Consider the following 24,931-nt stretch of genomic DNA (forward strand, 5'->3'; position numbering starts at 1 on the left):
TTCGTTTTATTCTCACACCGTATATCATTCCACTAGACTTCTTAGAATAAGTGGAACTGACGTCTTCACACTATAAAATAATGGTAGCCTAAAAGAAGAAAATTTGCTACTAGAAACTAATAAACCCGCTTTTTTAAAGAAAGAAACAGAAAAAAAACGACTCTGCCTATTCAGCAAAGTCGTTTCAGCTTATTTTGCGTAATCTGTCGCACGGGTTTCCCGGATGACGGTTACTTTGATATGTCCTGGATAATCCAAGTCATCTTCAATTTTCTTGCGGATGTCACGAACTAAGCGCACAGCATCCAAATCGGAAATCTCTTCTGGTTTGACCATGACCCGAACTTCCCGTCCTGCTTGAACAGCAAAACTGGATTCGACACCGGCAAAACTGTTGGAGATGTTTTCCAAACTTTCCAAACGGCGAATGTAATTTTCCAATGATTCGCTGCGGGCACCTGGCCGTGCAGCGGATAAGGCATCGGCTGCGGCAACCAGCACAGAGATGACAGAAGTTGCTTCGACATCACCATGGTGAGAAGCAATCGCATTGATGACCACTGGATTTTCTTTGTATTTTGCTGCCAATTCTGCACCGATTTCAACGTGAGAACCCTCGATTTCATGATCCAAGGCCTTCCCGATGTCATGCAGTAAGCCGGCGCGTTTTGCCAATTGGATGTCTTCTCCTAATTCAGCAGCTAAAACGCCAGATAATTTGGCAACTTCCAACGAGTGATTCAAGACATTTTGACCGTAGCTTGTTCGGAAATGCAAACGTCCCAAAATCTTGATTAAATCTGGATGCAACGTATGAGCGCCCACTTCAAAAGCAGCTTCTTCCCCATATTCACGAATCCGTTCATCCATTTCCTTACGAGATTTTTCGACCATTTCTTCGATACGTGCTGGATGGATTCGTCCATCTTGGATCAGCTTTTCCAAAGTCATTCGCGCAATTTCCCGACGAATCGGGTCAAATCCGGAAAGTACGACTGCTTCTGGCGTATCGTCAATGATCAAGTCGATACCTGTCAATGTTTCCAGTGTCCGGATGTTTCGTCCTTCACGTCCGATAATCCGTCCCTTCATTTCATCATTTGGCAGGGAAACCACAGAGACCGTCGTTTCAGATACCTGATCAGCTGCACAACGTTGGATAGCAAGAGACAACAGATTTTTTGCTTTGCGATCTGCTTCTTCTTTTGCCCGTTGTTCTGATTCTTTCACCATAATTGTCAATTCGTGGTTCAATTCTTCTTCCGTTGACTTCATGATGACTTCTTTTGCTTCATCTCGAGACAAGGCAGCGATGCGTTCAAGTTCTTGCTGTTGTCCTTCAATTAATTTCTCGACTTCTTTTTCTCGCTCGTCAATTAATTGCTGTTTCGCACTAAGTTTATCTTCTTTTTCTTCCAGTGAGTGCTCACGCTTTTCAATAGAGTCGTCCTTACGATCAAGTAACTGCTCTCTTTGAAGCAAGCGATTTTCTTGTGATTTTAATTCAAGTTTGCTCTCTTTCAACTCACTTTCAATTTCTGACCGATACTTCTGATTTTCTTCCTTAGCTTCTAACAATGTTTCTTTTCTCAGAGTTTCCGCTTCTTTTTTCGCACTGTTCAAAATTCCGGTTGCTGAATTTTTAGCGCCTTCAATCTCTTTATCATGACGAGATTTTGCCACGAAGTACCCTGATCCAAGACCAACAATTAAACCGATGATAGCGAGGAGAATATTAGGTACCATTAGATACACCTCCATACTATCTTATTAAAATTATTCTGTAGTTTTTTGATAAACAGTTATCAGTAATTATCAATATGCCTACTTGCATAGGTGTGTTTACACACAACTTTATTCTAATGTTTGTAGTAAGCACTGTCAACTTTTATTGCAGATAATGCAGAATGTATGAGCAGTTTATCATGCATCGTACGGATTGACGGATTTCGCCGAAATTTACTCGTTGACTTTTTCAAACCATTAAACCATCATGGGTAGGAAAGCCAATCCTGCTACATTTAGAAAAAAAGCCGTCATCTCCTAAGAGATAACGACTTTAATCTTAATCTAACGGTAATTCTTCCTGTTCTTCGACTTCTTCTACAACTGTAGTGCCGTCGCCAATACCGTAAGCTTCACGAACTCTGGTAGAAACTTCTTTCATCATGTCAGGATGTTCCCGCATGTAATTCTTTGCATTTTCTCGACCTTGTCCGATGCGTTCTTCTTTGTAGGAATACCATGAACCGCTTTTTTCAACGATATCCTGTTCTGCAGCCATATCCAGCAATTCGCCTTCTTGGGAAATACCTAACCCGTACATAACGTCGACTTCCGCAATTTTAAATGGTGGTGCAACTTTGTTTTTAACGACTTTGATTTTCGTCCGGTTTCCGATAATATCTGTGCCGGATTTTAATTGTTCTGCACGACGAACTTCTAAACGAATCGTAGCGTAGAATTTCAATGCCCGACCGCCGGGAGTTGTTTCAGGATTCCCGAACATGATACCGACTTTTTCACGAATTTGATTAATGAAGATCGCAATTGTTTTGGTTTTATTGATGGAACCAGACAATTTACGCAGGGCCTGTGACATCAAACGAGCTTGCAGCCCAACGTGAGCATCTCCCATTTCACCATCGATTTCAGCTCGGGGAACAAGCGCCGCAACGGAGTCAATGACAACAATATCAACCGCGCCACTGGAAACAAGTGCATCGGCGATTTCCAAGCCTTGTTCACCTGTATCCGGTTGAGAAAGGAGAAGGTCATCAATATTAACACCCAATTTTTGTGCATATTGGGGATCAAGTGCATTTTCTGCATCAATAAAAGCTGCGGTACCGCCTTGTTTTTGAACTTCAGCGATTGCATGCAGGGCAACTGTCGTTTTCCCTGAACTTTCAGGACCGTACACTTCAACGATCCGTCCACGAGGATACCCGCCTACGCCTAATGCTACATCTAGTGCCAATGAACCACTAGGAATCGTCGAAATCTGTTGGTCGATTTTTTCTCCCAGTTTCATGATGGCACCTTTACCATAACTTTTTTCTATCTTCTTTAACGCAGCATCCAACGCTGCTTTACGTGCATCTGCCAAATTGATTTTCCTCCTTAAAATTTGCGCCAATGTTGCTTGCTTTCGTACCATTATCATAGCTTTTCTTTAGAGAAAAAGCAAGAAAAAGCGAACATATTTTCGCATTTTTATTTTTCTTTTAACAATTCTCGTCGTAAAAGATCCAGTCCCGCCATAACTGCGCTGTGGCGGATATGACTGCGATCGCGGGTAAAGCGATACTTTCGGCTGCTGATGCCCTGTGGTGTTGCCAGCGCCAACCAAACTGTTCCTGCCAGCTGTCCTTCCAGTTCCTCTGGTCCGGCGACTCCGGTGAAGGCCAATGCATAATCCGTGTTGGCTTTTTGTCGAGCTTTTTGTGCCATTTGTTCTGCACATTCTTGGCTGACGGTACCAAATTGTTCAATCAATTCAGGCGAAATTCCTAAAAATTCCTGCTTCGTTGTTGCTGAATAGGTAACAAAACCGCCGGGAAAAACAGATGAAACACCGGCAATATTTCCCAAGGTCGCCTGAAAAAGTCCAGCTGTCAAACTCTCCGCTGCTGTGATGCTGCGATTTTGCTCCTTCAACAACGCTACCACAACAGCTGCCAATGAATTTTCTTCGCCGTAGCCATAAAAATAATCACCGACCCGATCCATGATTTTCTTTTCCACTTGATCCAATTGCAACGCCGCAACGGCTTCTTCCGATGCTTTGGCAGTCAAGCGCAAGGTCACTTCATTTGTTTTGGCATAAGGGGCAATCGTTGGATTGGTTTGCGTTTCGATCAAATCCGCCAATGTTGTTACTAAATTGGATTCACCAATTCCGTAAAACCGCAACACGCGAGAATAGAGCTGTTGGTCTTGTTGATGATAGGTTTGAAACATCGGTTTGACATACCGCAAAAACATTGGCTGCAGCTCGCTTGGTGGACCCGGCAATAGCAAATAGTCGGTCGTCCCTTCATAAAAAATTCCCAGTGCCAAGCCAGTATCATTTGGAAAAACCTGTCCTTCTTCAAAAACTAAAATCTGTCTTAGATTGTTGGCAGTCATTTCCCGATCAAGTTTCTGAAAAAAAGCGACAAGCTGCTGATAACCCGCCTCATTACGAACCAATTTCTGACCCACGTGTTCAGCCACGACCACTTTTGTCAAATCATCATCCGTCGGTCCCAAACCGCCACAAAGAATGACGAGATCACTCCGCTGGTCTGCCATTTTCAACAGAGCCTCCAACCGTTGCCGATTATCTCCCACGACGCTATGATAATAGACTTCGATTCCTAAATCTGCCAACTCTTCAGATAAAAAAGTCGCATTGGTGTTCACTACTTGTCCTAATAAAATTTCTGTTCCAACTGCAATAATTTCTGCTTTCATACAAGACGCCTTCCTATCACTTTTTTTCTCTTCATTCCACCAGCATACTGGATGGAAGTGACACTGACATTCTACAAATATATACGCAACCTTTTTTCTTTAAAACAAAAAAGTCCAGAAAAAATCTGAACTTTTTGATCTTCTTACATGGAACCCTTAAAAACAGCGGTATTTTTGGCGAAATAATCAATTCCTGAATAAATCGTAAAGACTAAGCAGGCGTACAGCATGATTTGGTCTAATGGTAAGCCCATCAATTGGAAAGGCAGATTATTGATGAACAATAAAATAATGGCTACCATTTGTGTTGCTGTCTTGACTTTCCCCGGCCAAGCAGCAGCCATGACTTCTCCATGCTCCACCAACAACAGCCGCAAGCCCGTGACCGCCAACTCCCGACAAATGATGATGGCTACAACCCAACCCGGTGCTTTGTCCAATTCAACTAATAAAATGAACGCCGTCATCACTAACATTTTATCTGCCAATGGATCGGCAAATTTTCCAAAATTAGTAACCAATCCACGGGAACGGGCAATTTTTCCGTCCAACCAATCGGTGATACTGGCAACAGCGAAAATAATCGCTGCCACAAGATGGGTGACCGGCAGTAAAACATCCCCAGCAGTCACTACACCCCAATCAAAGGGAATTGCTAAAACTAGAATAAAAATCGGAATCATAAAAATTCGAACAACAGTTAATTTATTTGGTAAATTCACGCAACGTTTCTCCTCTCTGTTCTTTTATAGGAAGAACAGGATTGTTTTTATTTCCATCAATACGGCTAAAAAAGCCTGTTTATTCAGTCGCTTCTTGGTATTGAAGGGTCAGATTGATATTTTTACGCAATGCCGCCAAATTCGGGTCAGTAAAATCAAGGTCTTCCTCATTCGCCTTGATCGTCAAATTCCCACTAGCACCCAACACGATGGTCGCATTTTGTGCATTTTCCGGCAACGTCGTCTCTTGGGTCTCACCGGCTTGTAAAGTATATTGATAAACATAGCCGCCATTAACCATCACACCGACCCAGCATGGTCCCGTAGTTCCGGTAAAGGTTAATTTCAATGGACTTTCAGCATCACGGATTGTCATATTGGCTTCTGCCTGTGTGTTGCTGTCCATTTTGATTGACATTTTCTTTTCTTCTGAAGATTCGGTGGTGCTTTCTTGGGTTTCCGTGCTGCTTTCTTTGGTACTGGAAACCGTGGTGCTACTGGAAGTTTCTGCAACTGAACCATCTACTGTGATAGAGGATTCAGTAATCATCGGCGCAGCATTGCGGTCCTGCCACGTCATATAGGCGACAAAGCCCACGATTAGCAACGCAACGATTCCCATCAAAATCACCGGCAGTAATTTTTTGAACCGACTTTCTGGTTCTTCTTCATGAAGTGCTTTGCGGGAACCTTGCACCGTTTCCGGCTGCGGCCGTTTTGGCAACGGCGGTTCAAGGGAGGCTTTGCCATCCAGAACAGCAACCAACTTGTCGCCATTCTCACCTACCGCAGCGGCGTATTGCCGCACGAAGGCTCGCACATAAAAAGTCCCCGGCAATTGATCCAGTTCGTCTCTTTCAATTGCTTCCAAGTATCTTTTTTGAATTTTGGTAATCTGCTGCAATTCATCTAAGGATATATTTTTATTCAAACGGGCTTGCCGTAATCTTTGTCCAATTGTGGTTGCTTCGTTGGCCACTCGCTCATCTTCTCCAGTCTGTTTAGTACAACCAGCCTCCAGTTATCGGTAAGGTAATTCCCGTCGTATACTGTGCATCTTCGGAAAATAAATAACTTACGGCGGCTGCAATCTCCTTTGTTAACGCCAGTCTCCCTAGCGGAATATCTTGTTTCAACCCGTTCATTTCGGTTTCGGTCCAGGAATGATTCATCTGTGTGGCAACGGCTCCCGGAGCGATACAGTTCACGGTGATTCCCAAAGTCGCCACTTCTTTCCCATAGGCTTTGACGAAACTTTGCTGGGCACCTTTGACTGCGCTGTAAACCGTCTCCATGCTGCTGCCGGCAATGCCGTAAACCGATCCAATAAAAACGATGCGGGAATTTTGTGATCGCTGCAATTTTTCTTGCAGGGCTTTAATCAATAATAGCGGGGTTTCCATATGAATCTTCCATAACCCGCTGATATCTTCTGGTGTGTGTTCTGTCAGTAATCCGTATTTCGTATACCCTGAAGCGAAAACGATCCCGTCAACTTGGAACAATGCCTGTAAAAATGGCGGGATTTTTCGATTATCCAACATATCTAAGGATACCATAAAAAAATCTTGATGAGGATAGGCTTCTTGCAAGTCGCTAACAAAATTTAATACTTTTTCCTCGTGTTGATAATAATGACAATACAAGGACCAACCATCTGCTGCCAATCGCCGACAAACAGCTTCGCCGATGTCTCCGCTGGCCCCCATGACTAATGCGGTTCTCATTTTTTTCACTCACTTTCCGGTTGAATGGTAAAGTGGCTCAAAGCTTCTTTTTTAATCAACTGGTCTCCCGCAGCAAAAACATCTGCTAAAGTGATGGATTGAATGATCTCCGGCACGTCAAACAAGGTGGTCTCACCAAAAAGATTTTGCGTAAATTGATTGGCGATATATTCCAATGAGTTCAGAGATTGGAAATATTTCCCTAACATCTTTTTCTTCAAAAGCGTCAAGTTTTCTTCGTTGAGTTCAGGGTCTTTTTGGTATCCTAATAAAATTGCCGTGATTGCTTGGAAAAAGACTGTCGAGTCTTCTGTGTCACCGGCAAAATCCGCAAAATGAAACCCGCGATCCAAATTGTACTCAAAATCAAAGGTATCATCAATCACGCCATCGGTATACAACCGCAAGTAATTTTGCGACGTGTTTCCCAATAACAACTGGAACAACAGCTCCATTGCTGTTTTGAATCTCAGTAGTTCCCGTCCTTCTTGGGGAAGCAGTGCTTCTTCGCCCTTGATGCCTAAAACTGCTTTTTGTCGGGTCACCGGCATTTTCAACGAACTGCTTTCTCGAATATCTGCTAAGGTTTCTGTTGGAAAGTTACGTTTAATCGGTTGAGCTTCTGGAAATTCTTTGTCTGCTTGGTTTTCTTTGATCCAAGCCATCATTTCTTCCGGATCGATATTCCCCACCACAAACAACGTCATATTGCTAGGATGGTAAAAGGTACGGTAGCAAAGATACAGATCTTCTGCCGTAATTTCAGCGATGCTGTCTACAGTACCGGCAATATCAATGTGTAAAGGATGTTTGGGGTACAAATTACCGATGATCCCGAAAAATTGCCGCCAATTCGGATCGTCCTCATACATTTGGATTTCTTGACCAATAATGCCTTTTTCTTTGTCCACTGTTGCTTTGGTAAAGTACGGTTCCTGTACAAAATTCAGCAGGGTTACCAAATTTTCTTTGATTTTCTCTGTTGCAGAAAACAAATAACTGGTTTTTGTAAAACTGGTGAAGGCATTGGCAGAGGCTCCTTGTTTGCCAAAATCTTGAAAGACATCTCCTGTCTCTTTTTCAAATAATTTATGTTCCAGAAAATGGGCGATCCCGTCAGGAACCCGCACAAATTCCGTGCCGCCATTGGGAACAAATTCGTTGTCAATGGAACCGTAATTTGTGCTGAAAAGCCCATATGTTTTATGAAAATCAGCTTTGGGCAATAAATAAACCGTCAAGCCATTGGGTAAAACTTCGGTATACAGCGTTTCGTTTATTTGTCGGTAACTTTTTTTATTCATGCTCATTCTCCCCATCCAAAAAGAATACTGCCTGCAATGTCAGTTCACGGGCGACTTTTTGCACCTCTTCTTTGGTTACTGCTGCTAACTGCCGTAAAAAATGCGCTTCATCCAGTTGCGTTTGTGGCAGCCAAGTATCCAAATAATTAACTTCGATTAAGGCTTGTGGATTGTCTAAAGACAACAAAAACTGATTTTTTAACATGGCTTTGGTTTGTGCCAGTTCATCATCGGTAATCTCGCCTTTGATTAAACTGACTAATTGTTCATGAATCAAACCCAACACCTTTTCCCGATTTTGTCCATCGATTCCAGTTTGCACGGAGACAAATCCTCGAAAAGAATCAAAACTGCTGGAAGCGTAATAAGCAAGACTCGCTTTTTCCCGTACATTCATGAACAGCTTAGAATGGGGAAAGCCGCCAAACAGACCATTGAAAACCATCAAAGCAAAACGCTGTGGTTGGTCATAATAAATAGGCATACGATAACCGAGATTCAATTTCGCCTGAATGATTGGTTCGCGTTCGACTTTTTCTGAAATAACCGTTTCTTCCTGCTGATAAAAAATATCCGGATGGACCCGTTCCGTCGTCGCAAAAGGGAACTGACGGACTTCTGCCAAAACAGCCGCTTCCGTGATATCTCCTACAACAAACAGATCAATCTGATCCTTCGTCAACATATCTTGATAGGTCTGGTAAAGATCACTGGCAGTCAAGGTTTCTAAATCTTCGACCCAGCCAAAGCTTGGCGTTTTTTGATCCGAATCATTGGCAAAAAATAACTGTTGCAGTTTCAAGGAAGCATAGGTCTGCTTGTCTTCTCGAATACTGTTTAAGTAAGCCAATAAATTGTCTTTTTCAATTTGAAAAGTCTCTTCGTCAAAAGCACCCTTTGAAACATTGGGGAAAAATAAAATCTCTTTTAAAAAAGCCATTGCTTGGGGAAAAACCTGATCGTCTTGCAGGTAATCACCGTTAACAATCGTCATACCGATATTGACTTGATGCAAATTGCCTTTCTTACCGACATTTGCGCCAAAACTTGCGCCGTATAACTCCGCTAACCGGCTGCTTAACGCAGTTTGGGTGGGATAATTTTTACTGTTGGTCTCTAAAAGACTCGTCAGCAACGTGCGGGCAGCTGCCGCTTTTTTTTCAAGGCGGGCAGAAAAACGCAGATACAGACGAATCGTCTTATATTTTTGGGTTGGAAGTACATGAAGATTGATGCCATTTTGCAATTGTAGCGCCATCGAAATTCCTCTTTTCTGTAGTTTCAAGTCATGGTCAATTATAGCACAGCTGCTTGTCAGGATACATTCCACTGTTTTTAGTCAAATTACTTCAAAAGATCTACAACATTCGTTATACTGAATTGTAGATTAGTCGTGAAACTTTACCATATTCATACTAGGAGGATATCATGATCAAAGAATTCAAACAGTTTATCATGCAAGGAGACGTCTTGGATTTGGCAGTTGGGGTCGTTATCGGGAGTGCCTTTACCGGGATCGTCAAACAAATCGTTGATGGCTTAATTACGCCGCTGATCGGGTTGGTGGTTTCGATTTTCATCGGAACAGATGACTTAAATGGCGCATTGTCAATTTTAGATTGGGAAGTTCGCAAGGGAGTTGTTTTTAAATTTGGTGATGTTGTTAGTGCTATTATTACATTTTTGATCACCGGATTAGTCCTGTTCCTAATCGTTCGAGCAGTCAACCATGCCAAAAATCTTCACAAAAAAGAAGTGGTGGAAGAAACCACTGTTCCGACTGCGGAAGATTATTTAGCGGAAATCCGCGATTTGTTAAAAGAAAACGTCCAAACTTCAGAAAATCGCAACCAGCAGGATTTGTTTTGATTTTTTCGGAATAGAAAAAGTGATGCCCTCTGAAAAGAGCATCACTTTTTTTATTTCTCCATATCAATATGAGGGATATCGTCTTCCAAATACACGTCGGAAATTGCTTGAAAACCAAAGCTGCCATAAAAATCCGTCAAATAGGCTTGTGCCCCAATAACAACCGGTTGATTGGGAAAACGTTCGGTGATGACCTGTAAGGTTTTTTCAACGATTTTTTTCCCTAATCCCTCTTTTCGATGGTTTTCATGGACTAAAACTCGCCCAAAATGAACGGCTGATCCTTCTTGATAGATTCGCGTGTAGGCTAAGATTTCTCCGTCGTCAGCTTGCAAATAGGTATGGATCGCCTGTGGATCAATCTCGTCGATTTCTTGGTAAGGACACGCTTGTTCCACAACAAAAACGGCTACCCGTTCCTTTGCCAGACGATAAAATTCCATTGTGGTCAGCTCATCAAATGTTTTTACGATATATTCCATGACTCTTCCTCCGATTCTATGGTTGAAAAAAGAGTCTCTGCTTTTTGATGAAAAGCGGAAACTCTTACTTTTAAATTGCTTCTGATAAAAATTCGATTTCTACGGTGCGTGTTAAAACATCTGAATAGCTGTAAGAAACTCGTTCAAATGAATTCTCTTCTTGATCTAAATCGACGACGAATACTGATGGATACGTTTCAGTCAAAACGCCTCGTCGTTCAGTTTGACGTTTCCGACCAGTTTGGGCAACTAACATGATTTCGCTGCCGATCCGACATTCCAGGTCTTTCTTGATTGAAGCTAAAGTTGTTGGCATCGCATTCACCTCGAAAGCAATTATAACACAATTAACAGAAAATTTCAAGTGTAACATAAGATAAATCACAATTCAATAGCTTTTTGAAATAACATGAGGATTAAAAACGCTTTCTAGTTCCATTCGTGAATATATTTAAGCAGTTTGGCTTTCGAACGGTCATAGGCACACCGCACTTTATTCAAAGACAACTCGTTTTCTGCGGCAATTTCATTGAAATCTTTCCCTTGAAAATAGGCCGTTAGCACCTCTCGTTCCAATTGGGAAAATAAGACAAATTCCTGATCCATTGCCTCTTCCACCATCAATTTTATATTTAGATTATCGGCAACATTCATGCCGTCATTCAAAAAGTCTGGTCCATCATAGGCGATTTTTTCCTCAAGAGAAACCGCATTGAGATTGCTTCGCCGTTTTAAAGCGTGTTGGTAACGCAAATAGCTTTTGATCCGATTTTCAAAATTCCGGCGAAAAAAAACGCCGAATGTCGCTCCTCGAAGTTCTTGAAATTTCTCGATACTTTCCTGTAACACGATACGCCCCACTTGCAGCCAATCCTCCTGATCAAAATCCTGCAAAGAATAAATCCCCTGAACCCGATAGATTACTGGGCGATATTGATGGAATAACTCTAAAAAAGCCGCTTCATTGCCCGCTTTTGCTTCTTGCCACAACATAAAAAAAACTCCTCCTTGTCAGTTCTACAAGAGGAGCATAGCAAAGGGAAAATTTTTATTTTTTCATTTTTTTGGTTGCTTTTTATCTGTGGTGAGTTCCTTTAACTTCCCTTCCAATTCCGTCAATTGATCTGCTGTCCACGGGGAATTGCGGCGAAAATTACTGAACTTGATGTCTTCTCGATGACGCAGAATCGCTTCTTGGGTCTTTTGGATAGCTTTGTACAATTCTCTGGCAGACGTGCGCAACGCCCCTTGAGAGAAAACCACCCACTGTTCTGCCAAGTCACTGGTAGCTACCGTCACTTGAGTCAATGGCGTATTTAACTCCCCTGCAACTCGTTCAATATAGCTGTCCGCTGTTTCGCCTTCTTCTGTAAAAACGACTTGCAGCTGATACTTGGTAAAGCGTTGCGTGATTCCCGGCACAAATTGAGCATCAAAAACCACGATGATTTCCAAGCCTTCGTATTTTGAGAAATTAGAAAGCATCTCCAACAGCTTTTCTCGAGCATCTTCCAGTTTTTCCTGCTTCTTCAAAACAATCAATTCCGGCCAGGCTCCAATCATATTGTAGCCGTCAACAAGTAATAGCTGTTTCTTCATTCGGTCACACTTCTTTGACGAAAGGCCTCATACATCAAAAGCCCCGCCGCCACACTGGCGTTCAAACTTTGGACATGTCCCACCATCGGGATCGTCAGCAATTCATCGACTTCTTTTTGCAGACCGGCACTCATGCCTTTGCCTTCATTACCGATAATCAATGCAATCGAGCCTTTTGCCTGCCATTGTTGGTAATTCGTGCCGGACATACCGGTGCCAAAAATCCAAAATCCGGCTTCCTTTAATTGCTTGATACTTTGAGCAAGATTGGTTACCCGTGCAACCGGTACATGCTCTACTGCACCTGTTGAGGTTTTGACCACGATGGGGGTGATGCCCACTGCTCGATGTTTTGGAATAATGACACCATCCACACCACTGGCATCTGCAGTCCGTAAAATCGAACCAAAATTATGGGGGTCTTCCAAATTATCCAAAATCAAATAAAAAGGGGCATGATCCTCCGTGTTTGTTTTTGCCAACAATTCATCCAATGAAAGGTATTCATACGGGGTGATGGCTAAAACCATGCCTTGATGCACACCACGATCACTCATCGTTTCAAGTTTTTGCTTTGGCACCCATTTGACCGGTACAGAAAGTTCCCGTGCCAGTTCTTTTAATTGTTCAAATTTTTCTCCCCTGCCATCTTCTAGAAGAAACAATTTATTCCCCCGCTGTTGTTTCAGCGCTTCCGTCACCGCATGGAAACCAAAAACAAAATTTTCGGAAAGCTCGGTGGTCTCTTCTTTTGTGGACTTTTCAGCATGTTGCAGCCCGCGATGCTTCAACGGTTTGTTTTGATTAGGGCGTTTTTTTTCAAATTTATTTTGCTTTTTCATCCATATCCCTCACTTTCTTGATGCACCAGTCAATCAATTCTTCTAGGCGCACAGTTTGTTTTGATAAATGCAGATAGCCCATCAATGCCTCAAAACCGGTGGAAATGCGGTACGTGGTGATGTCCGCATTTTTTGCACTGGTGTAGCTTTTGCTGTTGCGGCCCCGACGATAAAAAAGTTCCTCTTCTTCCGTCAGAATGTTTTCCTCCTGCATGGCATGAATCAGTGCCGCCTGTGCCTTTGCCGAAACATAATGGGTCGCCAGTTTATGCAGTTGATTCGGTCTTGTTTGTCCTTGATCGATCAAATAATCCCGAATATAGACTTCATAAATTGCATCTCCGACATACGCCAGCGCCAACCCGTTCAATTGTTTGTAATCTTTCATTTCTCTCGTCTCCATCGGGTGCCTTGTGGGGTATCTTCCAACACAATCCCCTGTTCTTTAAACTGGTCGCGGATTTCATCGCTGCGTTGGAAATTTCGGTCTTTGCGGGCTTGATTGCGTTCAGCGATCAAGGCTTCCACTTCACTATCCAACAACTCATCCGCAGTAAAATAAATTCCAAAAACTGCCAACCATGCATTTAATTTTTCCAAAGCAGCGTTCAGGATTTTTTCCGACACAGCCCCTTCACTATAGGTATTCAACCATTTTGCCAATTCATAAACCACAGTGATTCCGTTTGCCGCATTGAAATCATCGTCCATCTCCGTCGTGAAGCGTTGTTCCAATTCTGCCAATTCCGCCAGTTTTTGTTCATCTTCTGGTCGAGAGCTGTCTGCACTTTGTTGACGAAAGGCCGCATTTTCTACAGTGATTCGCAACCGTTGCAGATTGGTGGCAGCTTCCTTCAATGTGGTTTCGCTATAACGAATCGGACGGCGATATTGGGTCGTCGCCATGAAAAAGCGCAGCACTTGTGGATCGACGGTTTGGATCAGTTCATGGACGGTGACAAAATTCCCTAGAGATTTGCTCATTTTTTCATCGTTTTCACCAATCGTAACGTAGCCGTTGTGCATCCAATAATTAGCAAATTTTTTGCCAGTTTTGGCTTCACTTTGAGCAATTTCGTTTTCATGATGAGGAAATTCCAAATCCTGTCCTCCACCGTGAATGTCAATCGTTTCCCCCAGATGTTGGGTAGCCATCACGGAGCATTCGATGTGCCAGCCGGGACGACCTTCCCCCCAAGGTGCCGCCCACGAAATTTCTCCCGGTTTGGCAGCTTTCCATAAAGCAAAATCTAATGGATCTTCTTTGATGGCTTGTTCTTCCCCGGTTCGTTGACTGGCACCAACTTCCAATTCATCGATGGATTGGTCACTTAATTTTCCGTAATCTGCAAATTTCCGGGTGCGGTAATACACATCCCCTTCAGCTACATAGGCATAGTCTTTTTCGATCAGCGCTTGAATAAAGGCAACGATTTCTTTCATATGATCCATCACTCGCGGATGCAACGTTGCGGGCTTGACGTTCAAGGCGTGGGTGTCTTCTTCAAAAGCTTGAATAAAGCGATCAGCAACTTCCGGCGCTGTGATCCCCAATTCCTTAGCAGCGCGAATGATTTTGTCATCCACATCAGTAAAATTCGATACATAATCCACCTGATAGCCCCGATATTCAAAATACCGGCGGATGGTATCAAAGGCGATAGAACTGCGGGCATTGCCGATATGGATATAATTATAAACAGTTGGTCCGCAGACATACATGCGCACCTTATTGGCTTCGATTGGTTGAAATTCTTCTTTTTCTCTTGATAAGGTATTGTACACTTTAATCATTTTGAAACCTTCTTTCCATTGATTCTGACTACTTTTGCCGGAATACCCACGGCGGTCGCCCCAGCCGGAATGTCCTCCAAAACAACCGCGCTTGCCCCGATTTTAGCGTATTCTCCGATGGTTACCGGACCTAATATCTGCACATTGGTAGAGAGCATCGCTCCTTTTTTCACAGTGGGATGGCGTTTGCCGGTATGCTTGCCGGTTCCTCCTAAGGTCACACCATGAAATAAAACCACATCGTCTTCTACCACCGCCGTTTCACCAATCACCACTCCCATGCCGTGATCAATAAAAACACCTTGACCAATCTGCGCCCCGGGATGAATCTCGATTCCCGTTAAGAAACGCCAGAATTGTGCATTGAGCTTTGCCAACAAAAACCAGTGATGGCGATACAAAAAATGCGACCAACGATGCCAAAATAGCGCGTGAACACCGGGATAAGTCAACAGGATTTCCAGCGTTGACCGCGCCGCCGGATCATTGCGCTTCGCCGATGCAATCGCACGGTTCATCCACCCCATAAGCTCTCTCCTTCCTTTAAACGATTTTTTCTGACTCCTTGCTGTTTCGAAAAACTTCTACCGATACAATCAGCCTATGTATTAAAAAAGCGCACAGCTACTTTCGTATAAAATAAAACAAGCGCCCTTCAAATAAGTCTCCTTATTCAAAAGACGCCTGTATGCGTGGTTCCACTTTTGTTTCTAGCCAAGACAGCTAGCTTAAAATGAGTAACGTTCATGACCCGTAGCCAACTTCCGCCGACTCCACTCCCAGATGCATTTCCCAAAACCTGATGATCACTTCCAGCAACCGCAATCTCTCTGAAATCAGTTTTTTTGGTACTTCGTCTGTTCCTCGTGTTTGTTATAATGCTTTATTCAAATGATCCAACGCTTTTTCTTTTCCTAGTAATTCAATCGTTGTTGGCAATTCTGGTCCGTGCATTTGTCCGGAAACCGCCACACGAATCGGCATAAAGAGATTTTTTCCTTTGATCCCGGTTTCTTTTTGAACTTCCTTGATGGCTGCTTTCACGGTTGCTGCATCCACGACCGTCATTTTTTCCAATTTTTCTTTAAATGCGTCTAGAACAGTCGGCACGGTTTCACCGGCTAAAACTTCCTTCGCTTCCTCGTCCAATACTGGATGTTCATTGAAGAACAGGTCGGAAACTTCAACGATTTCTGCTGCATAACTCATTTGTGGTTGGTACAGTGAAACAAGTTTTTTCACCCATTCTCGTTTTTCAGAAGTCGGATTTGCTTCTACTCGTCCTTCTGCTGCTAAATAAGGCAGGCACATTTCCGTCAATGCATCCAGATCCATCGCTTTGATGTAATGGTTGTTGACCCATTCCAATTTCTTCGCATCAAATGCTGCTGGTGATTTGCTTAACCGATTTGGATCAAACATTTCCACCAATTCTTTTTGGGTGAAGATTTCTTCTTCGCCGACTGGAGACCAGCCCAACAATGCGATGAAGTTGAACATTGCTTCTGGCAAATAGCCAAGTTCCCGGTATTGTTCAATAAATTGCAGAATTGATTCATCCCGTTTGCTTAATTTTTTCCCGGTTTCACTGTTGATGATTAAAGTCATATGCCCAAATTCAGGCGGTGTCCAACCAAAGGCTTCATAGATCATCAATTGTTTTGGCGTGTTGGCGATATGGTCGTCTCCTCGCAAAACATGCGTGATTTTCATCAAATGGTCGTCCACAGCTACGGCAAAATTATAGGTTGGCATTCCGTCACGCTTTTGGATAACAAAATCGCCGCCGACATTGTCGGATTCAAAAACGATTTCTCCTTTGACCATATCGTGGAATTTGTATTCCGTATTTTTAGGCACTCGGAAACGAATCACTGCTTCTAGTCCTTGCGCTTCTTTTTCCGCTTGTTCTTCTGGTGTCAAGAAGGCACATTTTCCGCCATAATGAGGCATCTCCCCATGTGCTCGTTGGGTTTCCCGTTCGGCTTCTAATTCTTCTTCGGTACAGTAGCATTTGTATGCCCGATTGCTTGCTAAGAGTTGATCGATCAATGGTTGATAGATGTCTTTACGTTCCGATTGACGGTAAGGTCCGTATTTCCCAGGATTTTGAGGGGATTCATCCCAATCCATCCCTAACCAAGTCAAATTCTCTAATTGGCTCTTTTCGCCATCCGCAATATTGCGTTTTAAATCCGTATCCTCGATGCGGATGATAAACTCTCCATCATTATGACGGGCAAATAAATAATTGAATAGAGCGGTTCGCGCATTTCCAATGTGTAGATGTCCGGTGGGGCTTGGTGCATAACGTACACGTACTTTTGTCATCTTTTTTCCTCTTCCTTTGATGTCTTTTTGAGACTGCCGACACTAATTTCCAATAACAGTCAGTCAAACTGACTGCTCAGAATCTATTGTACAGCAATCCGCATTTCAGGCGATTTTTTAACCGTCAGAAAATACAATCTTCAGCTAGAATTGTACAATCAATAAGCCAATTAGTAAAGCCAACCGACCAGCAAAACTAGAACAACCGGCAAAACGACTGGATCAGCCGTTTGCCTCTTTTTTATTATCAATTCCCCGACCAGAATGGGCCGGTTTTGCAAAAATCATGCGACCAGCAGCCGTTTGCAAGGCGCTGGTGACGATTACTTTGATTCGTTCATTCATATAGTGCTGTCCGTCTTCCACCACGACCATCGTGCCGTCATCCAGATAAGCGACGCCTTGTTGGCGCTCTGTTCCGGCTTTGACTACCAGAACTTCCATTGCTTCCCCAGGAATAACCACTGGTTTGACTGCATTAGCCAATTCATTGATGTTCAGGACCGGCACATTTTGAAACTCAGAAACTTTATTTAAGTTGTAGTCGTTTGTGACGACCACCCCATCCAATAATTTTGCCAGCTTGATCAGCTTACTGTCAACTTCATTGATTTCTTCAAAATCTCCATCGTACATTTCAACGGAAATCCCATCTTCTTTTTGCAACGCATTTAAAATATCCAGCCCTCGGCGCCCGCGAACCCGTTTCAAGCTGTCACCAGAATCTGCAATATATTGCAGTTCGTACAAAACAAAATTGGGGATCAAGATCGTTCCTTCTAAAAAGCCGGTTTTGGCGATGTCGTAGATACGCCCGTCGATGATGACGCTGGTGTCTAAAATCTTATACCGTCGAAAAGAATCTTCCGCTTTACGTTCCAGTACTTGTTCGCTGCCTTCGCTTTTTTTGTTGCGCGGAGCAAAAATTTTCTTCCATTCATCAATGCGGGTCGTTCCGATTCGAAAACCCAAATAGCCGAACAATATCATCAGGATAATCGGTACTACACTGTTGATAAAGGGAATTTGAATATTATAAAGCGCCATGGAGATGATTACACTGATCGTCAGACCGATGATTGCTCCGGCCGCTCCGAAAAGTAAATAAGTCAAACTCAGCTCGCTTAACTTTTCCTCGATTTTTTTGATTCCGGCTGAAACATATTTTGCCAACACTAAAGAAAATAAAAAGAAAATAAGTGCGCCTAACAAACTGTTGGTAAATGGATTGTTCAGCCATTGATTACTTGCCTGATCGATTGCCTGCCAAGCCAAGGGAAACAAAGAGATTCCTAAGCTTGCTCCGGCAACGACCATTAAAATTACAATGACGCGTTTCTGCATGGTCATTCCTCCTATTTTTGAAAAGGAACACGTAAAATCGTCTTCCTTTTCTTTTTTATCAACGAAAAACTTTCTTCAAGGTCTCCGATAATGTAGTGACTCCGACAACTTCGATTCCCTTTGGCGGCTGCCAGCCCACCAGATTATTTTTCGGTAAATACACTTTGGTAAAGCCTAGTTTTTGTACTTCTTTGACCCGCTGTTCGATGGCATTCACGCGGCGGATTTCACCGGTCAGACCGATTTCACCAATGAAGCATTCGGTGGGACTGGTCCCTTTTTCCTTGTAACTGGAGGCAATGCTGACGGCAATGGCTAAATCAATCGCCGGTTCATTCAGTTTGACTCCGCCGGCAGCTTTCAAATACGCATCCTGATTTTGCAGCAGCAAACCGGCACGTTTTTCCAATACTGCCATAATCAGGGAGACCCGATTAAAATCCAATCCGGTGGTGGTGCGCTTGGCATTGCCGAACATCGTCGGCGTGACTAACGCTTGAATCTCCACCAGAATCGGGCGGCTGCCTTCCATTGCTACCACGATTGCTGATCCCGTCGCCCCTTCCAATCGTTCTTCCAGAAAGACTTGGGAGGGATTTGCCACTTCTCGCAGACCATTTTCCTGCATTTCGAAAATACCAATCTCATTAGTGGACCCAAAACGGTTTTTGACCGCTCGCAAAATTCGGAAACTGTGGTGCTTTTCTCCTTCAAAATACAAAACCGTATCCACCATATGCTCTAACATTCGCGGTCCAGCAATTGACCCTTCTTTGGTCACATGACCAACAATAAAAATCGCGATGCCGTTGGTCTTGGCGATTTTCAGCAGTTCTGCTGTTGTTTCCCGTACCTGACTGACACTGCCCGCCACACTGGTGATATCCGGTTGGGTCATGGTTTGGATAGAGTCAATGATGACATAATCTGGACGAATATTTTCAATAGCTCGACTGATGTCGTGCATATCTGTTTCTGCGTACAAATAAAATTCGGTATCAATTGAACCTAACCGTTGCGCCCGCATTTTGATTTGTTCTGCGCTTTCTTCTCCCGATACGTAAAGCACCTTGCCGCCGATCTCTGCTAATTGCTGTGATACTTGTAGCAGCAACGTTGATTTTCCGATACCGGGATCACCGCCAATCAAAATCAGTGAGCCGGGAACCACACCGCCTCCCAGTACGCGATTTAGTTCCGCTAATTTTGTTTCCACCCGTGGTTCTCGTTTCGGTACGACATCTGCGATTTTGGTGGGTTGCATTTTTTGTCCGGTGATCGTTGTCCGTACCCGGCGATCTGTCGTATCCTGAGTGATTTCTTCCACCATGGAATTCCAGCTGCCGCAATTGGGGCATTTTCCTAAATATTTTGGGGAAACATAGCCGCAATTTTGACAAACAAACTGGACTTTCGCTTTTTTTGCCATTTTCAGCCTCCCGCTTTGTTCAGTTATTTATCGGATGAACCAAAGCCGCCTTGGCGCTGCGTCATCGTTTCATCTTGGTCTGCTTTTAGAAAAGGTAGAAAGATTCCTTGCCCGATTCGTTCCCCTTTTTTGATGGTCACATCCGTCAAACCAAAATTAAGAAATTGGAACATGATGTGTCCTTCATTGTCTGGATTATTATAATAATCGCTGTCAATGACTCCCACGCCATTTGCTAAAAGCAAAAAACGCTTCAAGGGATTGCTGGAACGATTGGCAAGCTGCAAAAATTCGTCTTCTCCCATATATGCTTTGATCCCTGTGGGTACTAACACGGGTTTGATTTTTTTCTGAAGATTTTCCCGATCCCCCAGCAACAGTTTAGCAGCATCCATAACTCCTGATTTCCAAATGCTGGGAATCACTGTTTCTGCGGCAGCTTCAAAGTCATAGCCCGCTGCGTGATGCGTTGCCCGTTTAGGCAAAGTGATCTCCGCCTCTTGATAGGTGGTAAGTATTTCAAAGCCTCGTTTTTTCATGGGTTCCTCCTAAAATTTCCTAGTGTAATTTTAACACAATTCACCACTGATTATGGGATTTATGCCAATTATTCTGTAAATTTACATAATTTCTTCACGAATGCCGGGAAAAGAAAAAATCCCCGTAAAAAACCACGATAGCAGGCAAGTCGACAATCTGAAAGTAACTACGCAGATCCTATTGGAAAAATTTTGAGAGATTTTTACATGATGAGAAAGGTGGGAGGCTCATCACTTGTCAAGTTGCAGAAATAGGGGAAATATGCTGGACTAGACAAGCAATAAGAAGTGCTTAAAGTACAGTCAACGAACCGCTAGGGTGTGAGACTAGCGGTCTTTAGTTACGTTCTATTGGATAGATTGACGGGCAGACTTGCTATTCTTGGCAATTTTGCGATCAAGCCATTTGTAAAAATAATGTGCGGTTATTTTTGCCAGAAATCCCTCGATTTTACTACCTTTTTTTTAACATGACAATAAAGATGAAAAAAAAGGCAAAAGCTAGTACAATAGTAAAAACAATATAGCTATCAGTTTGAGGTGGAAAGATGCGGGAATTTTTAAAAGAAGCACGGCGAATCGTAGTTAAAATCGGAACCAGTTCATTGATTTATCCAAATGGGAATATCAATTTGTCGGGAATCGACCAACTGGCGTTTGTTTTGGCCGATTTAAAAAATCAAGGAAAAGAAATTATTTTGGTTTCTTCTGGTGCCATTGGAGTCGGCATGAACAAATTACATATTGGGACACGACCGGCAGCCATTCCCGAACAGCAAGCCGTAGCCGCCGTCGGACAGGTAGAGCTGATGAATATCTACACTCAGCGTTTTGCCAGTTACAGCCAACAAACCGCACAAGTTTTGCTGACTCGCGATATCGTTGAATATCCTGAAAGCCGCAAAAATGTGATCAATACCCTCGAACAACTGCTTTACATGGGTGTGATTCCGATTATTAATGAAAATGATACTGTGTCGATTGATGAAATGGATCACTTGACCAAATTTGGCGACAACGATCAGCTTTCTGCCATCGTTGCGCAAATTCTAAAAGCCGATTTGCTAATCATGCTTTCAGATATCGACGGTTTTTATTCAGACAATCCCAGCAAAAACGCTGCTGCTAAACTGTACCCTCGCATTTCTTCCATCAATGAGACCTTGATGGATCAAGCGGGGGGCAAAGGCAGCCAATTTGGAACCGGTGGTATGCACAGCAAATTAAAAGCCGCCCAACGAATTTTAGAAAATCATCAAGCTATGATTTTAGCCAACGGCAAGCAACCCGCGATTATTTTTGATCTTTTAGCCGGCAAAGAACTCGGTACTTTATTCAAGGAGGAATAGGAATGACGCAATTAGCAGTTTTAGGCGCCCAAGCCAAAGAAAGTGCCTATCAATTAAGTTTGATGGATACCCCAAAGAAAAATCAGCTCTTGTTGCAAATGGCAGCTGATTTAGAAGCCAATACAAAAAAAATCCTAGCTGCCAACGCCAAAGATTTAGCCGTTGCCGATCAAAACGGTATCAAAGAAACGATGAAAGACCGACTGCGTTTAACAGATGAACGCATCGCCGCAATGGCAGAAGGCATCCGACAAGTAGCCCAGTTGCCCGATCCTATTGGTGAAGTCAACAAAATGTGGAAAAATGTCGACGGTTTGATGATCGGACAACAAAAAGTTCCTCTTGGGGTAATCGGTATTATCTATGAATCCCGACCAAACGTCACGACTGATGCTGCCTCTCTTTGTTTTAAAACCGGCAACGCCGTAATTTTACGTGGAGGAAAAGAAGCGTTCCATTCCAATCAGGTTCTGGTGGATATTTTGCAGGAAAGCCTGGCTGCCCAAAAAGAGAATCCTTATGCCATCCAATTTGTCGACGACACTTCCCATAAGGTCGCCAACGAAATGATGGGCTTGACGGATTACTTGGATGTGTTGATCCCCCGCGGTGGCGCAGGGCTGATCCGTCGAGTCAAAGAAACGGCTACTGTTCCGGTTATTGAAACAGGCACCGGCAACAATCATGTGTATATTGACAAAGATGCCCAACTAGCTATGGCGATCGATATTATCGTCAACGCCAAAACCCAGCGACCATCTGTCTGCAATGCCGCTGAAACCTTATTGATTCATCAAGCGGTTGCCGCCGAATTTTTACCACAAATCGAAGCGGCTTTAACAGAAAAACAAGTTGAACTACGGGCTGACGAAAAAGCCTTGGCTTATTTAAAACAAGCCGTTCCCGCAACAGAAGCCGACTGGGAAACCGAATTTTTGGATTACATTCTCGCAGTGAAAGTCGTTGATTCCGTGGAGGAAGCAATCGCACATATCAATAAATACAACACGAAGCACTCCGAAGCGATCATCACCGAGAACTACTCTGCTTCCCAAAAATTTCTGAAAGAAGTCGATGCTGCGGCTGTCTATGTCAATGCCTCCACCCGCTTTACGGATGGGTTCGTCTTTGGCTTTGGCGCTGAGATCGGCATCTCCACCCAAAAACTCCACGCCCGTGGTCCTATGGGGCTGGAAGCTCTAACCTCCACAAAATACATTATTTATGGCGAAGGACAAGTTAGAAAATAGGAAAAAGACCAGAAAGTTTGGCTAGTGTAGCCAACTTTCCGGTCTTTTTTTAAAACTCTTTTTCCAAACTTTGGCAAGGAACGCCGTCTTCTAAATACACCTCGCCGTAAGGCACATACCCCAACTTTTGATAGAAAGGCAAAGCCGTTAAATCAGCATGAATACTTGCTTTTTTTAATCCTTGAGCCAATGCATAGACTTCTAGCGCCTCAATAATTTGGCTGCCTAAATGCTGTTTGCGGTATTCCGGCAAGGTCGCAATCCGGGTCAGCCGAGCAGTTGTTCCTTCCTGCAAAAAACGACCGGTTGCGGCTGGTTTGTTTTCGTCATACAAAACCGCATAGATTGTTTCATCTAAATCATGGGCATCAAATTCTTCTTCCAGCGGAATTTTTTGTTCCAACACAAACACCTGCAGCCTTATGTAACAACTAGCCGCCCTCTGCCAACGCTGATTGCCTACAACTAACTTCATTTTTTCAGCCCTTTCTTTTTTTCTTATCATACCAAAGTCTGACAAATCGGGAAACCAGAATACTTCCCTAGACCGATGGCAGTCTTCGCTTTTTTTGTTATTCTTAAAAAAAAGGAAATGAGGAGAATACTATGAGTAATCAATCCACGCTTTATAAAGTTTTAGCATTCGTCGGCTTTTTAGTCGTTGCCAGTTTTTTATTAAAAATCGTTTTAGGTCTTGCCGGTTCTCTTATTTGGCTAGTCTTCAAAATTGGGATCCCTGTGGCAATCGTCTACTTCATTCTTCGCTGGTTGAGTAATCGCAACACGTCTCGCCGGTATTAAAAATTGAGATTCTTCCCCGAAATAAAAAAATCAGTCGATGTTCTATCGACTGATTTTTTTGTTTTTCCTACCCTAACGCTACATCCAAAATCATCATCACCATAAAGCCCAGCATCGTGCCAAAGACTGCAAAATGGCGTTTGCTCGAAGTGGTTTGCTGTGCTTCTGGAATCAGCTCTTCCACGACGACATAAATCATTGCACCGGCTGCAAAAGCCAAAGCATAAGGCAGAATCGGTGTCATTTTTGTCACCAAGATTGCACCGATAACGCCGGCAATCGGCTCAACGATTCCGGACGCCTGACCGTACATAAAGGATTTTCGACGGCTTAAGCCTTCTTGCCGCAAAGGAATTGAGACAGCAGCGCCTTCTGGGAAGTTTTGGATACCGATACCTAATGCCACCGAAATCGCCGCTAAAACGGCGGTTTGCGGATTAGGGGCGTTTACCGCCGCACCAAAGGCCACACCAACTGCCAACCCTTCCGGAATATTGTGCAACGTAATTGAAAATACCAATAACACCGTTCGTTTTAAATGACTGGGCAGTCCTTCTCTTTCTTTGTTCGGACCAAAGTGCATATGGGGCAACGTTTTATCCGCCACATACAAAAATAATCCCCCGGCACCAAAACCGATACTGACCACCAGCCAAGGAATATCCCCATTCTCAGCTGCACGACTGATCGCCGGATCTAATAAGGACCAAAAACTTGCTGCAATCATGATTCCTGAAGCAAAACCCAACATCATGTTCAATACATCCCGCTTGATGGTTTTAAAGAAAAAAACCAATCCCGCGCCTAAAGCTGTCATAAAATAGGTAAATCCTGTCCCCACCAAGGCTTGCTGCCATGGTGCCAAACTCAAAATCCAATCGATCATTACTCACCCTCCAAAACTATTCTTCTCCTTTATCATAGTTTGGCAGACCACTTTTTGACAATGATTCCGCCTTCAAAATAGCACAATCGCCTACTATCGCTATGATAATTTTCTATTTTTATGGTAAGCCTAATAAATTTATTTGTCAAACAAAATTTTTAATGGTTTGATACTTATTTTTCTGCTCTTTTTCTCTGGACCTTTT

26 protein-coding genes and 1 other annotated feature are annotated in these 24,931 nt (G+C 43.3%); of the genes, 4 read left to right on the forward strand and 22 right to left on the reverse strand.

Features of this window, described 5'->3' with window-relative positions; translation table 11 throughout:
- Positions 1–189: 189 nt before the first annotated feature.
- From rny to yfmF, 8 genes are all read right to left on the reverse strand, one after another.
- Positions 190–1,746 carry a ribonuclease Y gene (rny, locus tag BAU16_RS06050; protein WP_048604582.1) on the reverse strand — a complete coding sequence of 519 codons (1,557 nt, stop codon included), beginning with the start codon at positions 1,744–1,746 and terminating at the stop codon, positions 190–192.
- A 319-nt stretch (positions 1,747–2,065) separates the two neighbouring features.
- On the reverse strand, positions 2,066–3,109 hold the full coding sequence (gene recA, locus BAU16_RS06055; RefSeq protein WP_048604583.1) for a recombinase RecA: 1,044 nt from the start codon (positions 3,107–3,109) through the stop codon (positions 2,066–2,068).
- 107 nt (positions 3,110–3,216) lie between these two features.
- A complete protein-coding gene (locus BAU16_RS06060) occupies positions 3,217–4,458 on the reverse strand; it encodes a competence/damage-inducible protein A (protein ID WP_161526735.1) in 1,242 nt (413 codons plus the stop codon).
- A 143-nt stretch (positions 4,459–4,601) separates the two neighbouring features.
- Positions 4,602–5,180: a CDP-diacylglycerol--glycerol-3-phosphate 3-phosphatidyltransferase gene (gene pgsA / locus BAU16_RS06065; protein WP_161526736.1), complete on the reverse strand. Its 579-nt coding sequence runs from the start codon at positions 5,178–5,180 to the stop codon at positions 4,602–4,604.
- Positions 5,181–5,259: 79 nt separating this feature from the next.
- On the reverse strand, positions 5,260–6,159 hold the full coding sequence (locus BAU16_RS06070; protein ID WP_048604586.1) for a helix-turn-helix domain-containing protein: 900 nt from the start codon (positions 6,157–6,159) through the stop codon (positions 5,260–5,262).
- Between the two features lie 22 nt (positions 6,160–6,181).
- Positions 6,182–6,907 carry an elongation factor P 5-aminopentanone reductase gene (gene ymfI / locus BAU16_RS06075; protein ID WP_048604587.1) on the reverse strand — a complete coding sequence of 242 codons (726 nt, stop codon included), beginning with the start codon at positions 6,905–6,907 and terminating at the stop codon, positions 6,182–6,184.
- Positions 6,908–6,912: 5 nt separating this feature from the next.
- A complete protein-coding gene (gene yfmH / locus BAU16_RS06080; protein ID WP_137605432.1) occupies positions 6,913–8,211 on the reverse strand; it encodes an EF-P 5-aminopentanol modification-associated protein YfmH in 1,299 nt (432 codons plus the stop codon).
- Positions 8,204–9,469: an EF-P 5-aminopentanol modification-associated protein YfmF gene (gene yfmF / locus BAU16_RS06085; protein WP_161526737.1), complete on the reverse strand. Its 1,266-nt coding sequence runs from the start codon at positions 9,467–9,469 to the stop codon at positions 8,204–8,206. Before yfmF ends, yfmH begins: the two co-directional genes overlap by 8 nt.
- Before the next feature lie 170 nt (positions 9,470–9,639).
- Between yfmF and mscL the strand changes: the two genes are divergently transcribed.
- Positions 9,640–10,080, forward strand: coding sequence for a large conductance mechanosensitive channel protein MscL (mscL, locus tag BAU16_RS06090; protein ID WP_137605430.1), 441 nt, complete (start codon positions 9,640–9,642; stop codon positions 10,078–10,080).
- A 50-nt stretch (positions 10,081–10,130) separates the two neighbouring features.
- Here the strand turns inward: mscL and BAU16_RS06095 are convergent, their stop codons facing one another.
- From BAU16_RS06095 to BAU16_RS06150, 12 genes are all read right to left on the reverse strand, one after another.
- Positions 10,131–10,562 (reverse strand): GNAT family N-acetyltransferase, encoded by a 432-nt coding sequence (locus tag BAU16_RS06095; protein ID WP_137605429.1) that lies wholly within the window; start codon positions 10,560–10,562, stop codon positions 10,131–10,133.
- Between the two features lie 70 nt (positions 10,563–10,632).
- Positions 10,633–10,935: a Veg family protein gene (locus BAU16_RS06100; RefSeq protein WP_442896819.1), complete on the reverse strand. Its 303-nt coding sequence runs from the start codon at positions 10,933–10,935 to the stop codon at positions 10,633–10,635.
- A gap of 56 nt (positions 10,936–10,991) precedes the next feature.
- Positions 10,992–11,555, reverse strand: a complete 564-nt coding sequence (locus BAU16_RS06105; RefSeq protein ID WP_137605428.1) for a sigma-70 family RNA polymerase sigma factor — start codon at positions 11,553–11,555, stop codon at positions 10,992–10,994.
- 63 nt (positions 11,556–11,618) lie between these two features.
- A complete protein-coding gene (locus BAU16_RS06110; protein ID WP_048604594.1) occupies positions 11,619–12,161 on the reverse strand; it encodes an NYN domain-containing protein in 543 nt (180 codons plus the stop codon).
- A complete protein-coding gene (gene rlmB, locus BAU16_RS06115; protein ID WP_137605427.1) occupies positions 12,158–13,003 on the reverse strand; it encodes a 23S rRNA (guanosine(2251)-2'-O)-methyltransferase RlmB in 846 nt (281 codons plus the stop codon). Before rlmB ends, BAU16_RS06110 begins: the two co-directional genes overlap by 4 nt.
- A complete protein-coding gene (locus tag BAU16_RS06120; protein ID WP_048604596.1) occupies positions 12,987–13,391 on the reverse strand; it encodes a Mini-ribonuclease 3 in 405 nt (134 codons plus the stop codon). The genes rlmB and BAU16_RS06120 overlap by 17 nt, the downstream gene beginning before the upstream one ends.
- Complete coding sequence (gene cysS / locus BAU16_RS06125) at positions 13,388–14,797, reverse strand: cysteine--tRNA ligase (protein WP_137605426.1); 1,410 nt, start codon at positions 14,795–14,797, stop codon at positions 13,388–13,390. Before cysS ends, BAU16_RS06120 begins: the two co-directional genes overlap by 4 nt.
- Entirely contained in the window at positions 14,794–15,324 is a 531-nt protein-coding gene (epsC, locus tag BAU16_RS06130) for a serine O-acetyltransferase EpsC (RefSeq protein WP_048604598.1), read from the reverse strand. Before epsC ends, cysS begins: the two co-directional genes overlap by 4 nt.
- Positions 15,325–15,470: 146 nt before the next feature.
- Positions 15,471–15,671: a binding site (T-box leader), on the reverse strand.
- Positions 15,671–17,128 (reverse strand): glutamate--tRNA ligase, encoded by a 1,458-nt coding sequence (gltX, locus tag BAU16_RS06135; protein WP_137605425.1) that lies wholly within the window; start codon positions 17,126–17,128, stop codon positions 15,671–15,673. It overlaps the preceding feature by 1 nt.
- Before the next feature lie 222 nt (positions 17,129–17,350).
- Entirely contained in the window at positions 17,351–18,472 is a 1,122-nt protein-coding gene (locus BAU16_RS06140; RefSeq protein WP_048604600.1) for a PIN/TRAM domain-containing protein, read from the reverse strand.
- Positions 18,473–18,530: 58 nt separating this feature from the next.
- Positions 18,531–19,901, reverse strand: a complete 1,371-nt coding sequence (gene radA / locus BAU16_RS06145; protein WP_048604601.1) for a DNA repair protein RadA — start codon at positions 19,899–19,901, stop codon at positions 18,531–18,533.
- A gap of 23 nt (positions 19,902–19,924) precedes the next feature.
- Entirely contained in the window at positions 19,925–20,440 is a 516-nt protein-coding gene (locus BAU16_RS06150; protein WP_137605424.1) for a dUTP diphosphatase, read from the reverse strand.
- Positions 20,441–20,988: 548 nt separating this feature from the next.
- On the opposite strand from BAU16_RS06150, the gene proB reads away from it, so the two are divergent.
- Together proB and BAU16_RS06160 are read left to right on the forward strand one after the other, a co-directional pair.
- Complete coding sequence (proB, locus tag BAU16_RS06155; protein WP_048604603.1) at positions 20,989–21,789, forward strand: glutamate 5-kinase; 801 nt, start codon at positions 20,989–20,991, stop codon at positions 21,787–21,789.
- A 2-nt stretch (positions 21,790–21,791) separates the two neighbouring features.
- The gene (locus tag BAU16_RS06160) at positions 21,792–23,039 is read left to right on the forward strand and encodes a glutamate-5-semialdehyde dehydrogenase (protein ID WP_137605423.1); all 1,248 of its coding nucleotides are present in this window, start codon (positions 21,792–21,794) and stop codon (positions 23,037–23,039) included.
- A gap of 49 nt (positions 23,040–23,088) precedes the next feature.
- On the opposite strand, the gene BAU16_RS06165 is transcribed toward BAU16_RS06160, so the two are convergent.
- Positions 23,089–23,514, reverse strand: coding sequence for a GNAT family N-acetyltransferase (locus BAU16_RS06165; RefSeq protein ID WP_137605422.1), 426 nt, complete (start codon positions 23,512–23,514; stop codon positions 23,089–23,091).
- A gap of 131 nt (positions 23,515–23,645) precedes the next feature.
- On the opposite strand from BAU16_RS06165, the gene BAU16_RS06170 reads away from it, so the two are divergent.
- Complete coding sequence (locus BAU16_RS06170) at positions 23,646–23,840, forward strand: hypothetical protein (RefSeq protein WP_048604606.1); 195 nt, start codon at positions 23,646–23,648, stop codon at positions 23,838–23,840.
- Positions 23,841–23,907: 67 nt separating this feature from the next.
- Here BAU16_RS06170 and BAU16_RS06175 read toward each other — a convergent pair whose 3' ends face one another.
- Complete coding sequence (locus tag BAU16_RS06175; protein ID WP_048604607.1) at positions 23,908–24,726, reverse strand: ZIP family metal transporter; 819 nt, start codon at positions 24,724–24,726, stop codon at positions 23,908–23,910.
- Positions 24,727–24,931 lie beyond the last annotated feature (205 nt).

The sequence above is a fragment of the Enterococcus sp. JM9B genome (assembly GCF_009933265.1).
Lineage (GTDB): Bacteria > Bacillota > Bacilli > Lactobacillales > Enterococcaceae > Enterococcus_C > Enterococcus_C songbeiensis.

Bases quoted from the DNA above. Each gene is read 5' to 3' on its own strand.
- rny (WP_048604582.1), bottom strand. From the start codon at position 1,746: ATGGTACCTAATATTCTCCTCGCTATCATCGGTTTAATTGTTGGTCTT.
- BAU16_RS06060 (WP_161526735.1), bottom strand. From the start codon at position 4,458: ATGAAAGCAGAAATTATTGCAGTTGGAACAGAAATTTTATTAGGACAA.
- ymfI (WP_048604587.1), bottom strand. From the start codon at position 6,907: ATGAGAACCGCATTAGTCATGGGGGCCAGCGGAGACATCGGCGAAGCT.
- yfmH (WP_137605432.1), bottom strand. From the start codon at position 8,211: ATGAATAAAAAAAGTTACCGACAAATAAACGAAACGCTGTATACCGAA.
- yfmF (WP_161526737.1), bottom strand. From the start codon at position 9,469: ATGGCGCTACAATTGCAAAATGGCATCAATCTTCATGTACTTCCAACC.
- mscL (WP_137605430.1), top strand. From the start codon at position 9,640: ATGATCAAAGAATTCAAACAGTTTATCATGCAAGGAGACGTCTTGGAT.
- BAU16_RS06095 (WP_137605429.1), bottom strand. From the start codon at position 10,562: ATGGAATATATCGTAAAAACATTTGATGAGCTGACCACAATGGAATTT.
- BAU16_RS06100 (WP_442896819.1), bottom strand. From the start codon at position 10,935: ATGTTACACTTGAAATTTTCTGTTAATTGTGTTATAATTGCTTTCGAG.
- BAU16_RS06105 (WP_137605428.1), bottom strand. From the start codon at position 11,555: ATGTTGTGGCAAGAAGCAAAAGCGGGCAATGAAGCGGCTTTTTTAGAG.
- BAU16_RS06110 (WP_048604594.1), bottom strand. From the start codon at position 12,161: ATGAAGAAACAGCTATTACTTGTTGACGGCTACAATATGATTGGAGCC.
- rlmB (WP_137605427.1), bottom strand. From the start codon at position 13,003: ATGAAAAAGCAAAATAAATTTGAAAAAAAACGCCCTAATCAAAACAAA.
- BAU16_RS06120 (WP_048604596.1), bottom strand. From the start codon at position 13,391: ATGAAAGATTACAAACAATTGAACGGGTTGGCGCTGGCGTATGTCGGA.
- cysS (WP_137605426.1), bottom strand. From the start codon at position 14,797: ATGATTAAAGTGTACAATACCTTATCAAGAGAAAAAGAAGAATTTCAA.
- epsC (WP_048604598.1), bottom strand. From the start codon at position 15,324: ATGGGGTGGATGAACCGTGCGATTGCATCGGCGAAGCGCAATGATCCG.
- gltX (WP_137605425.1), bottom strand. From the start codon at position 17,128: ATGACAAAAGTACGTGTACGTTATGCACCAAGCCCCACCGGACATCTA.
- BAU16_RS06140 (WP_048604600.1), bottom strand. From the start codon at position 18,472: ATGCAGAAACGCGTCATTGTAATTTTAATGGTCGTTGCCGGAGCAAGC.
- radA (WP_048604601.1), bottom strand. From the start codon at position 19,901: ATGGCAAAAAAAGCGAAAGTCCAGTTTGTTTGTCAAAATTGCGGCTAT.
- BAU16_RS06150 (WP_137605424.1), bottom strand. From the start codon at position 20,440: ATGAAAAAACGAGGCTTTGAAATACTTACCACCTATCAAGAGGCGGAG.
- proB (WP_048604603.1), top strand. From the start codon at position 20,989: ATGCGGGAATTTTTAAAAGAAGCACGGCGAATCGTAGTTAAAATCGGA.
- BAU16_RS06160 (WP_137605423.1), top strand. From the start codon at position 21,792: ATGACGCAATTAGCAGTTTTAGGCGCCCAAGCCAAAGAAAGTGCCTAT.
- BAU16_RS06165 (WP_137605422.1), bottom strand. From the start codon at position 23,514: ATGAAGTTAGTTGTAGGCAATCAGCGTTGGCAGAGGGCGGCTAGTTGT.
- BAU16_RS06170 (WP_048604606.1), top strand. From the start codon at position 23,646: ATGAGTAATCAATCCACGCTTTATAAAGTTTTAGCATTCGTCGGCTTT.
- BAU16_RS06175 (WP_048604607.1), bottom strand. From the start codon at position 24,726: ATGATCGATTGGATTTTGAGTTTGGCACCATGGCAGCAAGCCTTGGTG.